Genomic DNA, 12,829 nt, shown 5'->3' on the forward strand with positions numbered 1-12,829 from the left:
ATTATTTTAATTTTTTAAGTTTTAGCTTTTTTTGTTCTTTCTTGTTTTTTGAAGTTTCTTCGATAAACATTTCCTTAGCTTCTTTTACAACATCAGGTTGTTTTTTTCTTTTTGATGGAACGGTAGAAGTAGCGTCTTTTATAAAAATATCTTCCACAGTTAAGGGTTGTTCATCTCCTCGCCATAAAAAGCCTTTGAATTTTTTTTCGTCAGAAGGGAATTCAGAAGGAGGAAAAGTTTTTCCTTCAGATTTTTTAAAGTATTTAGTTTGTATTATTTCTCCATCTTCTAAAATAAACTCAATATCACTTGCTATTTCTTTGGTAATTGTTTCTAATTCTTGTGTTTTTTCGTTGTTACTGTAGTATAAAGACTCTGCATTACCCTTAACTAACATTGTTCTTAATTCTCCTTTTTCAAACTTACCATAAATATTTCTTCCTTTAATTTGATTAAAGTTTTCTGTATGAACGGAGTCTTGTTGAATCATAAAACCATTTTGTAATACTTTTAAAGAGTCAAGTTTATTTGTTTCTTTATTAGATACTAACTGAATGCTGTCTCCTGTAATTTGACTTTTATTAGACCATAATATGGGATTTTTAAACATTCTGGTTAATCCCGTTTCTTGACTACTGTGAATAGAGTCGCATTTTCCTTGTAAATCGGACTTGAATATTTTTACATTGTTAAAAATTCTAGCAATACGTTTTTCTGGTTTACCGGTAAGTAAAATTTTATCGCCCGCAACATGCATAGAGTCTTTTTCAAATACAGAAATAGCAACAGCTCTATCAATTATAAATAAAGAATCTTTGAGTTCGTATAATTCAGCATAATTTCCTTTTGCTACCATATTTTGAACGGTATCAACTACTTTTATATTGTTGGTTGCAGAAGCAAAACCGTTACGTTTATCATAATACAAACTATCGGCAGAAACGGTTCTTTCTTTTAAAAATAATTTTGCACGTTTTACAAAGTATGAAACATCGGTATTCGTATCGTAAAAACCTCTTTCAGAATATACTTTAGTGCTATCTTTTAAATTAGTAATGGTACTTGGCCCGTATAAATAAGCTAAGTTAGTATTGGTATAATAATCTAAATGGTCAGACTCTAAATGATTTTCAGGGTTTACAACTGTTACTTTTGTTTTAGCAGTAAACTTTTTTTCTCTTAAAAGATAGGTTCCTTTTTTACTTTTCAAGGTGTTTTTAGTATCACGAATAGTTCCGCCGTTTGGGTAATACAAAATTTGATTAATTCTGTCAAAATGAAGCGTATCAGTTTTTAGCGTCATTTCTTTATCGTTTATTTCTACATTTCCCCAAGATTTCGCCTTTTTAGTGTTTCCGTTATAGGTAGCAAAATCACTGTATTGAATAATACTATCTCCTTGTTCAATAATTACTTCACCAATGGCCTTAAATAAGTTTTTGTCTTTGTAAAGTAGAGCTCTTTTACAATCTAAAGTAGCACCTTCGTGTGACATTTTAACTTTTCCTATAAGTATAGTAGCTCCAGGGTACTTGCTTTCATCGGCAGTACTTAGTTCGGTAGAAAGTATTTTGATTTTTTTTGTTTGAGAAAAACTTACAACAGAAAATAATATAAAAGTTAGTAGAAATAGTTTTTTCAAAATAATACGATTTAATGCACAAAAATAATGAAAAGAATATGCCAAAATCTTAATAAAGAAATAAAATTATCAAGATAAATAAAAGGCTGTCATTTAGTAAATGGTTAATTTTGTAGCAAATTAAAAAATTATAAAGATATGAGCGCTCATTTTGATTTATCAAAAGAAGAGATGAAGTCTTACGGATATAAAATTGTAGATATAATTGCAGAACATTGGGCTACTTTAGAGCAAAAAAAGCCTGTAGCTAGTGCTTCTAGAAAAGAAATGGATAGTATTTTCTTACAAGAAGCACCAAACGAAGGAATGTCTGCTGAAAAGGTACTAGATTTTGTGATGGATAATGTAATACCAAACAGTACAGTTATTTCTCACCCTAAAGCATATTCATTTGTACCTGGACCTAGTAACTTTATTAGTACTATGGCTGATAGTTTAGCTACTGGATTCAATATTTTTTCTGGTGGATGGATGGTTTCTCCAGCAGCAGCTGAGTTAGAAATTGTAACAATGAACTGGTTACTAAAAATGTATAATTTCCCTGTTGAAAAAGGAGGAGGAATTTTTACCAGTGGTGGTTCTATGGCAAACTTAACAGCTTTGGTTACCGCGAGACGTTTAAAGTGTGGTGATGATTTTTCTAAAGCGGTGATTTATTTGTCTGATCAGGCACACTCTTCAAATATTAAAGCAATTCGTGTTTTAGGGTTTAAAAAAGAGCAAATTCGAATTTTACCAACAGATTTAGAGTTTAGAATTAGTATTAACAAATTAAAAAATGCTATAGCAAAAGACCGACTAGAAGGGTTGCAACCATTTTGTTACATCGCTTCTGCGGGAACCACCAACACAGGTACTGTAGATCCTTTAAATGAAATAGCTGACATTTGTGAAGAGGAAGATTTATGGTTCCATATTGATGGAGCTTATGGTGGAGCCGCTATTTTAGCTGAAAAAGGAGCCAAAGCTTTACGAGGAATTGAAAGAGCTGACTCTCTTACTGTAGATCCGCATAAGTGGTTTTACCAACCTTATGAAATTGGTTGCTTATTAGTAAAAGATGCTTCTTGGTTAAGTGGTACTTTTAGTGAAAAACCAGAATATTTACGCGATATTGAAGGAAATGAATCTGAGATTAACTTTTACGATTACGGAATTCAGTTAACAAGACGTTTTAGAGCTTTAAAATTTTATATGTCTATTAAAACATATGGATTAGATGCTTTTAAAGAAGCTGTTACTTACAACATCCAATTAGCTGATGATGTAGAAAAGATGCTGCGTAAAAGTAGAAATTGGGAAATTATTTCACCAGCTACCTTGGCAGTAATTAATTTTAGATATAATCCTATTGGATTAAACTTATCAGAAAAAGAAATTGATGAATTAAATCAGAAAATTTCTCAAAAGATAATGGAATCAAGAGAAGCATTTTTAGTAACTACAATATTAAATAAACAAGTAGTGCTTAGAATGTGTCTGATAAACCCAAAAACAACTATGGATGATGTGAAAGAAACCTTGGAGTTGTGTCATCAATTTGGTAAAGAAATTTTAAAAGAAAAATAGATTAAAAGGAGCTCTAAGCTCCTTTTTTTGTTTTTATGATAAAAATCATATTTCAAAAGCTTTTCTCTTAGTAGCTTTGTTTGTATAAAAGATAAAAAAGTCTTTTATAAGATTATTAATAACTACATCAATAGAAGAGATGAAACAAGTGAAAACAATTTCAATGGTTTTAGCAGCTATGTTTTTAATGGCAAGTTGTAAAAATGAAAAATCTGAAAGTATTGCAATGAAAAGTGCTTCAGATATAGCAGTTAAAGGAACGATAGAAGCAGAATTAACAGCTCCGCCTTATGTTCCGGCACCTGTTGGTAATAGATCAGCTAAAAAGTTACTGGTAAATATGGAAATTATTGAAAAAGAAGGAACTATGACAGATGGTGTAGAATATGTGTACTGGACGTTTGGTGGTTCTGTTCCAGGTAGCTTTATAAGAACTAGAGTAGGAGATGAAGTAGAATTTACCTTATCTAATCACCCAGATAATAGATTACCTCATAATATCGATTTGCATGCAGTAACTGGACCTGGAGGAGGTGCTACTTCTTCATTTGTAGCGCCTGGTCATGAAAAAACATTCTCATTTAAAACATTAAACCCTGGATTATATGTATATCACTGTGCTACTGCACCTGTAGGAATGCATATTGCGAACGGAATGTATGGTTTAATTTTAGTAGAGCCTGAAGGAGGTTTACCAAAAGTAGATAAGGAATACTATATTATGCAAGGAGATTTTTATACAAAAGGAGAAAACGGAGAACCTGGTTTACAGGCTTTTGATATGAGAAAAGCAGTAGACGAAGATGCAGATTATGTAGTGTTTAACGGAAGTGTAGGAGCTTTAACAGGAGATAATGCAATTACCGCTAATGTTGGCGAAACAGTACGTTTATTTGTAGGTAACGGAGGTCCTAACTTAACATCATCTTTCCATGTTATTGGTGAAATTTTTGACAATGTTCATGTTGAAGGTGGTTCTATGATTAACAAAGATGTACAAACAACTTCTATTCCGGCAGGAGGAGCTGCGATAGTGGACTTTAAGGTAGATGTTCCAGGTACTTTTATTTTAGTAGATCATGCTATTTTTAGAGCGTTTAATAAAGGTGCTTTAGGAATGTTAAAGGTAAAGGGAGAAGAAAGCAAAAAGATTTATTCAGGAGTAAAACAAGAAGGTATTTACAATCCAGAAGGAGGTACTATTCAAGAAATGCCAAATGGTAAAGAAGATAAAGCTGTAGCTTCCAAGCAAGAAAAATCATTAGCACAAAAAATAGCAGATGGTAAACAGATTTATACGAAAACGTGTTTTGCTTGTCACCAAGCTAATGGTGAAGGAATTCCAAATGCATTTCCTCCTTTAGCCAAATCAGATTATTTAAATGCTGATGTAAAGAGAGCTATAGATATTATTTTACATGGTAAAACAGGAGAAATTACAGTAAACGGTCAAAAATATAATAGTGTAATGACCAAGCAAGCGTTGAACGATCAAGAAGTAGCAGATGTACTAACCTATGTTTATAATTCTTGGGGCAATAATAAAACCAACGTTAGTGTAAATACTGTAATGGAAGTAAAAAGTACTCACTAAAATTGTAGTTAAACTCTAAATTATAAGAAATGAAAACTATTTTAAGATTGACAATTTGTATATTTTTCTTAGGCATTTCAAATATGAATTGTCAATCTAAAATGGTTCCTATTAAAGGTGGTAGTTATATTCCTTTGTACGGAAGAGATTCAGCAAGAGTAACGATTCAAGATTTTTTAATGGATGTGTATCCTATAACTAATGAAGATTTTTTACAATTTGTGAAAGAAAACCCAAAGTGGAGAAAATCAAAAGTAATTAAACTTTTTGCAGACAAAAGTTATCTTATTAATTGGAAAGATGATACAGAAATAGGGGAGAAGGTTAACTTAAAATCACCTGTAACCAATGTTTCGTGGTTTGCAGCAAAATGTTACTGTGAAAAGCAAGGAAAACGATTACCAACAGTAGATGAATGGGAATATGTGGGAATGGCAAATCAAAAACTATCAGATGCAAGAACTTTAAAAACGTATAATGAATACATTTTAAGTTGGTATGAAAAGCCAAGAACATTTAATAATGTTATAGGGTCAACATTTAAAAACTATTGGGGAGTGTATGATATGCACGGATTGGTTTGGGAATGGACCTCTGATTTTAATTCAGTATTAGTATCAGGAGAATCTAGAAAAGACGTTGACAATGATAGTAATTTGTTTTGTGGTAGTGCAGCAGTAGGATCAACAGATTTAATGAATTATGCAGCTTTTATGCGTTATGCTACCCGTGGAAGTTTAAAAGCTAAATACACAATGAGAAACTTAGGTTTTAGATGTGTAAAAGATAAAAATATAGCACAATGAAAGTAGTAAAATATATAACGATACTTCTTTTTTCAATTACGTTATTAAGTTCTTGTAAAAAAGAAAAAAGCAACACAAATTTAGCAACTGTATATGAATGTCCGATGTTTTGTGAGGAAGATAAAACATATACAGAAGAAGGAAGTTGTCCGGTTTGTAAAATGGATTTAACACAGAAAGATAAAAAAGAGCCTAAAGAGTTAGTTTTAGCTACTGATATTTCTGAAAGTTCTATATTTAATTTAACATCAGAATGGAAAACCGAAGAGAATAAAACGATTCATTTAGAAGGTTTAAGAGGAAAAACTTTGGTAATGGTCATGATTTATACTACGTGTAAAGCTGCTTGCCCTAGATTGGTTGCTGATATGCGTAATATTGAAGCTAAAATACCTAAAGAATATAACGAAGACTTACAATACGTTTTAATTAGTATTGACCCTAAAAATGATACTCCAGAACGATTAAAGGCTTTTGCGAAAGAAAACTTTATGGATGATGAGCATTGGACTTTTTTACAAGGTACAGAAGAATCTGTTAGAGAATTTGCCAATGTACTAGCTGTGAAATACAAACAAATTTCTCCATTAGATTTTTCACACTCAAATATCATCAGTGTATTTAATCCGGAAGGGGAGTTAGTGCACCAACAAGAAGGTTTAGGTGTAGATAATAAAGAAACTATAGCGAGTATTTTGGAAACAGTAAAAAATTAGTTGCCATAAACATGTTTCCTATTAAAAACGTCTTTTAAAAATTTAAAAGACGTTTTTTTATGAGTTGTTTTTTTCAAATTGAGCTTGTATAAACTCTTTAGATTTTCCTTTGGCAATAGAAGCTGTTTGCCATTTATCATTTAAAATCATTTTACCTACATAAGCTATTTGACCAATGTGATATGGAAAATGAGCTATTTGCCTCGTAATACTTTCAATTAACTTAACTTGTTTATTTCTGATAAGAATCGGTTGATTGAAGTTTTCCTCATTTAATGAATCTAAAGCAGCAAAAAGACAGTTCCAACCCTTTTCCCATTGAGAAATCAATTCTTTTTTTGATAAATTATGAGTTTCAAACTCAGCATCTCTATCTCTCCATTCTTTTTCTCCATCAGAAGTAAAAAAATCCGTCCAACGCGACAACATATTTTCAGATACATGAACAATAATAGCAGCTATACTGTTACTTTCTTCATTGTATTTCCAGTGTAAGTCTTTTTCTTCTAATTGAGCAATCGTTTTATCAGCAACTTCTTTATACGATTTAAACTGGGTAGTTATATTCTCTAAGTATTCTTTTACCATCATAAAAAAGGAGCTCAATTGAGCTCCTCTAAATTTTTATCTATTAATTGTTTGTTTCCTATCAGGTCCTACTGAAACTATTTTTACAGGTACACCCGTTTCTTTTTCAATAAACGCGATGTAGTCTAATAAGTTTTGAGGTAAATCATCGGCAGAAGTCATTTTTGTTAAATCATCTTCCCAACCTTTGAATTCTGTATAGTTAACACTTACATTTTCAGGTTCAATATTATAAGGTAAGTGAGAAATTTCTTCTCCTTTATAGTTGTATGAAGTACAAACTTTTAAGGTATCGAAACCAGATAATACATCACCTTTCATCATCATTAATTGCGTAACACCGTTTACATCAACAGCATACTTTAAAGCAACTAGATCTAACCATCCACAACGACGAGCACGTCCTGTTGTAGCTCCAAATTCATGACCAACTTTCGCCATAGTAGCTCCATCTTCATCAAATAATTCAGTAGGGAAAGGTCCAGAGCCTACACGAGTAGTGTATGCTTTAAAAATACCGAAAACCTCACCAATTCTATTAGGAGCAACTCCTAAACCAGTACAAGCACCAGCAGCAGTGGTGTTTGAAGAGGTTACGAAAGGATATGTTCCAAAATCAATATCTAATAATGACCCTTGAGCTCCTTCAGCTAAAATAGTTTTACCTTCTTTAATAGCATTGTTTAAAAACTCTTCAGAATCAATAAAATGTAATGTTTTTAATTTTTCAATTCCTCTAGAAAATTCAGCTTCTAACTCGTCTAAATCGTAATCGATTTGAACATCAAAGTATGCTAACATACTTAAATGCTTTTCAGTTAAAGCTCTATATTTCTCTTTCCAGTTATCTAATTCTAAATCACCAACACGCATTCCGTTTCTACCAGTTTTGTCCATATAAGTAGGTCCAATTCCTTTTAAAGTAGAACCGATTTTTGCTTTTCCTTTTGAAGTTTCAGAAGCTGCGTCTAATAATCGGTGAGTAGGTAAAATTAAATGTGCTTTACGAGAAATTAATAATTTAGAAGTATAATCAATATTATGCTTATCTAAGTTTTCTAATTCTTTTTTAAAGATAACAGGGTCAATAACCACTCCGTTACCTACTACATTTAAAGCTGTTTTATGAAAAATTCCTGAAGGAATGGTGTGTAATACATGTTTGTTTCCATCAAAAATTAGTGTGTGACCAGCATTTGGACCTCCTTGAAAACGCGCGATTATATCGTAGTTTTTTGTTAAAACGTCTACAATCTTACCTTTTCCTTCATCTCCCCATTGTAGTCCGAGTAATAAATCTACTGCCATTTAGTGTGTTGTTAAGTGTTGTGTTTTATTTGTTGTTTCTTTTTGTTCCGTAGAAATAAAGTGAATGGTTGTGAATGTCTATATCGAAAACATCTTCAATTGTTTTTTTAATGATTTGAATTCTTGGGTCACAAAACTCTTTTACTTCACCACTATCTGTAAGTATTACGTGGTCGTGATTTTTATCGAAGTAACTTTTTTCGTAACGAGCCATTGATTGACCTTCAAACTGATGTTTACGAACCAAACCACAGTCTAGCAACAAATCCATCGTATTATAAAGAGTAGCTCTACTAACACGATAGTTTTTGTTTTTCATTTTAATGTATAGAGATTCAATATCAAAATGTTCTTCAGCGTCATAAATTTCTTGCAAAATAGCATAGCGTTCTGGTGTTTTACGATGCTTGTTCTCTTCTAAAAAAGAAGTGAATACTTTTTTTACAATTTCTTGATTTTCGGCTGAATTACTCATTTATTTTTTAAATTTTACGAAAGGACAAATTTACGTTTATTTCTTGATAAAAAACAAGGATGTTAAAAACGAAATTTACAAAGTATTCACACGTTCAACTTTTTGAACGCCTTCTACTTGTTTCATGTTGTTAATTAATTTATCGAGTTGTGTCTTATTTTTTACACTTAATGATAGTTTTCCGTCAAATACACCATTATCTCCAGATATATTAATACTATGTATAAATACATCCATACTATTGGAAATAATTTTAGTAATATTATTTACTATTCCTTTATTATCAATTCCCGAAAGGTGTAAAATGGCTGTAAATTCTTGCTTGGTGGAATCAATCCACTTTGCAGGCATAATTCTGTAAGCATAGTTTGATTGTAATGAAATAGCATTTGGGCAATCGTTTTTGTGCACTTTAATACCTTCATTAATAGTTACAAAACCAAAAACTTTATCACCAGGAATTGGAGAGCAGCATTTAGCCAAAGTATAATCTAATGTTTGTTCTTCTTTACCAAAAACAAGTGCATCGTATTTGTTTGTAACTTCTTCTTTTTCGGATATTTCTTTTGATGGAGAACGCCTAAATGTACTTTTAATAAAGCCCATGAAGCGATTACTTCTCTGAGCAACAAAGTCTTTAAGTTGTGTGTTATCTATGGCTCCATTACCAACTCGATAGAATAAATCGAAGCTAGTTTTTAGCCCAAAATAACTTGCTAATTCATGAATAACCTTTTCACTGGAGTTGATTTTTAAATGACGCAGTTTTCGTTGTAAAATAGCTTTTCCTTCTTCTGCTATTTTCTTTTCTTCTGCTTTTAAAGCTGATTTAATTTTAGCTCGTGCTCTTGCAGTAATAACAAAATCTAACCAGCGTACATTGGGTTTATTGTTAGAAGCGGTGAGTACTTCTACCTGATCTCCACTTTTTAACTCGTGACTTAAAGGAACCAGTTTCCCGTTTACTTTTGCCCCACGACATTTTAAACCAACATCGGTATGTACGGAAAAGGCAAAATCTAATGCAGAGGCTCCTTTTGGAAGTGATTTTAAATCTCCTTTAGGAGTAAATACATAAATTTCTTTAGCATAAAGATTAAGTTTAAAATCTTCGACAAAATCTACAGCATCTAAACTTTGATTTTCTAAACTTTCTTTTAAACGATTTAACCATCCTTCTAAACCATTTTCTTTAACAGCTCCTTGTTTATATTTAAAGTGGGCTGCATAACCTTTTTCGGCTATTTCATCCATTCTTTCAGAACGGATTTGAACTTCTACCCATTTAGCTTGGGGGCCAATTACAGTTATATGCAATGCTTCGTATCCAGTTGATTTTGGCTGAGAAATCCAATCTCTTAATCTGGCAGGATTTGGTTTAAAAAAGTCTGTAACGATTGAGTATATTTTCCAAGCATCAAACTTTTCATCGTCAGAAGTTGGTTTGTATATAATACGAATAGCAAATTTGTCGTACACTTCATCAAAAGTTACGTTTTGTTTACGCATTTTTCTACGGATAGAAAAAATAGATTTAAAACGTCCCTTTATTTCATAAGTAAATCCTTCTTTGTTTAAAGCTTCTTTTAAAACACTAGTAAAACTATCAATATATCTCTGTTGATCTTCTTTACTTTCTTTTATCTTGTTAGCAATATCTCTATATACATCAGGCTCTGTGTACTTTAAGCCAAGGTCTTCAAGTTCAGTTTTAATATTATAAAGACCTAAACGATGTGCAAGAGGAGCATAAATATACAAGGTTTCAGAGGCTATTTTTACCTGCTTATGAGGCGGCATAGAATCCATAGTTTGCATATTATGTAACCTATCAGCAATTTTAATAAGTATTACCCTAACGTCATCATGTAATGTGAGTAACATTTTTCTAAAATTCTCTGCTTGGATAGAGTAGTCTTGCTCTTGTTTTAAGTTTGATATTTTAGTTAATCCGCTTACAATACGAGCAATGTTTTCTCCAAATAAGCGCTCCATATCATCCAAAGTATAATGCGTGTCCTCAACAACATCATGAAGTAGAGCAGCAGCAATAGATGTTGCACCTAAACCAATTTCATCTGCAACTATTTTTGCTACAGCTATAGGGTGATAAATATAAGGTTCTCCTGATTTTCTACGTTGTTCAGAATGTGCTTCTACAGCAATATCAAAAGCTTTACGTATCAGTTTTTTATCGTCTTCTGATAATGTTTGATATGTACCTTTTAACAAATTTTTATATCTACTGGCTATTTCTTTATTTTCTTCTTCTATCGTCACATTATAACTCATACAATAAAACTCTTTTACTTAACTGGATTAAAATAAAAATAATATAAAGAATTATATTGAGCAAGTTTTATATACAAATGTTTTATATGAGCTCGTTACTTTTATATAAATTATAAAAACGAAAGAAATAATGATAATTCACTGGTTAAAAAAATAACGACTAACCAAGTAGTCATAGAGGTGTCTGATGGTTTTTCTAATAGCTTTCTTTTTCAAACCCTTATGATAATAATCTGGAAAAAGGCGGAGCAGATGTTAACATATAATAGACAGACATGGCCTAAAAATATTTAGGGTTTTTCCTGTAAAAACATATAGATTTATAACATAACTTTATACTTTATTTAAAATTAAGTAACTACATAACAAGTCCCCCCGAAATATCATTATAAGATGATATTTGACCTCCGGTTAATAAAGTTCGGAGGTTTTTTTATTCTTCGGGCAACCTTTTTTCAAATCAGGTAGTCTTTATATTTGTAAGGCTACAAAAAAGTAACTATTGATTTGAAAATTATTTCATTACATAACAAAGAAGTATCACTTATAAAACAAGTAAAAAGACAAAGCAGAGAAGCTCAACAACAAATATTTGAGCAGTATTCTCCAAAAATGTTAGGAGTTTGTAGACAGTATGTTAAAGATTTACATCATGCGGAAGATTTAATGCTACAAGGTTTTTTTAAAGTTTTTACGAATATTGAAAAATTTAAAGGAGAGGGAAGTTTTGAAGGTTGGATTCGTAGAATTATGGTAAATACTAGTATTAGTTATTTACGAAAAAAGAATCCAGTTCAAGTATCAGATGAAGACTTTGTTTTTAATGATGCTGCAACGGAAAGCCTTGAAAACACATCGGCAGAAGATATACAAAAGTTAATAGATGAGTTACCTGAAGGGTATAAGTTAGTTTTTAACTTATATGCTATTGAAGGATATAAGCATTCAGAAATAGCAGAAAAATTACAAATTTCTGAAAGTACCTCTAAGTCACAATTATTTAAAGCTCGTAAATATTTACAAGCTAGTTACGAGAAAATTAATCAAGTAAGAAATGTCAAGCAATAATATTGATAAACATATAGCAGAAAAGCTAAAGAACAGAGAGCTTAAGCCATCCAACTCAGCATGGGAAAGGTTAGAGACTCGTTTAGATAATCAGGAGGCAACAAAGAAAAGAAACTGGTTTTTATATATAGGTTATGCAGCTGGTTTAGCTTTATTAATAAGCTTTGTAGCTCTCTACTTTACAGGTTCAGATTCAAAAACGCTAATAGAAGAAGTTATAGTTAATACTTCAATAGATACACTAAAAATTAATAATAAAGGTATAGAGAAATTTATTAAGAACACAGATGAAGCTGTGGTGGAGTTAGAAGAAAAGAAGCAAGAGGAACAGATAAGAAAGAAGAAAAAGATTACAGTAATTAGGAGTTCTACCTTAAGAGAAGAAGAAAAAGTCTTTAAAAGCATCCAAAATCAAGAATTACCAAGAGAAGAGGAGGTAGTAGCAAAGATGGATAAACCAATAGTAACAAAAAAGAAAGAATTTAATTCAAGAGTTAAAGTAAATAGTGATGATTTATTATTTTCAGTAACACATACTCCAAATGAAGTTAAAGAATATTATGCAAAGCATAAGTTGAAAAGAGAAGATGTGTTAAAAGCTATTGAAGATGAATTAAAAGAATCAAACTTAAAAATAGATCCTAGCATCATTTTAGCAAAAGTTGAGAGAACGATTGATGATGAAGAGTTTAAGGGAGACTTTATGCAAAAACTAAAATCAAGAATATCCGACATTGCGGTAGCGATTGTTGATAGAAATAAATAAAGCGC

11 protein-coding genes are annotated in these 12,829 nt (G+C 31.4%); 6 read left to right on the forward strand and 5 right to left on the reverse strand.

What is annotated here, in order from left to right; translation table 11 throughout:
- Position 1: 1 nt before the first annotated feature.
- Positions 2-1,642 (reverse strand): OstA-like protein, encoded by a 1,641-nt coding sequence (locus ABHQ57_RS09000; protein ID WP_167713879.1) that lies wholly within the window; start codon positions 1,640-1,642, stop codon positions 2-4.
- 138 nt (positions 1,643-1,780) lie between these two features.
- On the opposite strand from ABHQ57_RS09000, the gene ABHQ57_RS09005 reads away from it, so the two are divergent.
- The 4 genes from ABHQ57_RS09005 (at position 1,781) to ABHQ57_RS09020 (ending at position 6,327) form a co-directional block, all read left to right on the forward strand.
- Positions 1,781-3,211 (forward strand): aspartate aminotransferase family protein, encoded by a 1,431-nt coding sequence (locus ABHQ57_RS09005; protein WP_159491212.1) that lies wholly within the window; start codon positions 1,781-1,783, stop codon positions 3,209-3,211.
- 139 nt (positions 3,212-3,350) lie between these two features.
- Positions 3,351-4,805 carry a copper-containing nitrite reductase gene (gene nirK / locus ABHQ57_RS09010; protein ID WP_167713878.1) on the forward strand — a complete coding sequence of 485 codons (1,455 nt, stop codon included), beginning with the start codon at positions 3,351-3,353 and terminating at the stop codon, positions 4,803-4,805.
- Between the two features lie 29 nt (positions 4,806-4,834).
- On the forward strand, positions 4,835-5,611 hold the full coding sequence (locus tag ABHQ57_RS09015; RefSeq protein ID WP_167713877.1) for a formylglycine-generating enzyme family protein: 777 nt from the start codon (positions 4,835-4,837) through the stop codon (positions 5,609-5,611).
- Entirely contained in the window at positions 5,608-6,327 is a 720-nt protein-coding gene (locus ABHQ57_RS09020) for an SCO family protein (RefSeq protein ID WP_167713876.1), read from the forward strand. Before ABHQ57_RS09015 ends, ABHQ57_RS09020 begins: the two co-directional genes overlap by 4 nt.
- Positions 6,328-6,384: 57 nt before the next feature.
- Here ABHQ57_RS09020 and ABHQ57_RS09025 read toward each other — a convergent pair whose 3' ends face one another.
- From ABHQ57_RS09025 to ABHQ57_RS09040, 4 genes are all read right to left on the reverse strand, one after another.
- On the reverse strand, positions 6,385-6,918 hold the full coding sequence (locus tag ABHQ57_RS09025; RefSeq protein ID WP_231128415.1) for a DUF1572 family protein: 534 nt from the start codon (positions 6,916-6,918) through the stop codon (positions 6,385-6,387).
- Positions 6,919-6,951: 33 nt separating this feature from the next.
- The gene (locus ABHQ57_RS09030; protein WP_167713875.1) at positions 6,952-8,223 is read right to left on the reverse strand and encodes an adenylosuccinate synthase; all 1,272 of its coding nucleotides are present in this window, start codon (positions 8,221-8,223) and stop codon (positions 6,952-6,954) included.
- A gap of 25 nt (positions 8,224-8,248) precedes the next feature.
- Positions 8,249-8,698, reverse strand: coding sequence for a Fur family transcriptional regulator (locus ABHQ57_RS09035; RefSeq protein ID WP_047788906.1), 450 nt, complete (start codon positions 8,696-8,698; stop codon positions 8,249-8,251).
- 75 nt (positions 8,699-8,773) lie between these two features.
- The gene (locus tag ABHQ57_RS09040) at positions 8,774-10,990 is read right to left on the reverse strand and encodes a bifunctional (p)ppGpp synthetase/guanosine-3',5'-bis(diphosphate) 3'-pyrophosphohydrolase (protein WP_047788905.1); all 2,217 of its coding nucleotides are present in this window, start codon (positions 10,988-10,990) and stop codon (positions 8,774-8,776) included.
- 507 nt (positions 10,991-11,497) lie between these two features.
- Here ABHQ57_RS09040 and ABHQ57_RS09045 point away from each other — a divergent pair.
- Positions 11,498-12,058, forward strand: coding sequence for an RNA polymerase sigma factor (locus tag ABHQ57_RS09045; RefSeq protein WP_173360876.1), 561 nt, complete (start codon positions 11,498-11,500; stop codon positions 12,056-12,058).
- Complete coding sequence (locus ABHQ57_RS09050; RefSeq protein ID WP_167713873.1) at positions 12,045-12,824, forward strand: hypothetical protein; 780 nt, start codon at positions 12,045-12,047, stop codon at positions 12,822-12,824. Before ABHQ57_RS09045 ends, ABHQ57_RS09050 begins: the two co-directional genes overlap by 14 nt.
- Positions 12,825-12,829: the final 5 nt, after the last annotated feature.

This window comes from Tenacibaculum sp. ZH5_bin.1 (genome assembly GCF_042865525.1).
Lineage (GTDB): Bacteria > Bacteroidota > Bacteroidia > Flavobacteriales > Flavobacteriaceae > Polaribacter > Polaribacter mesophilus.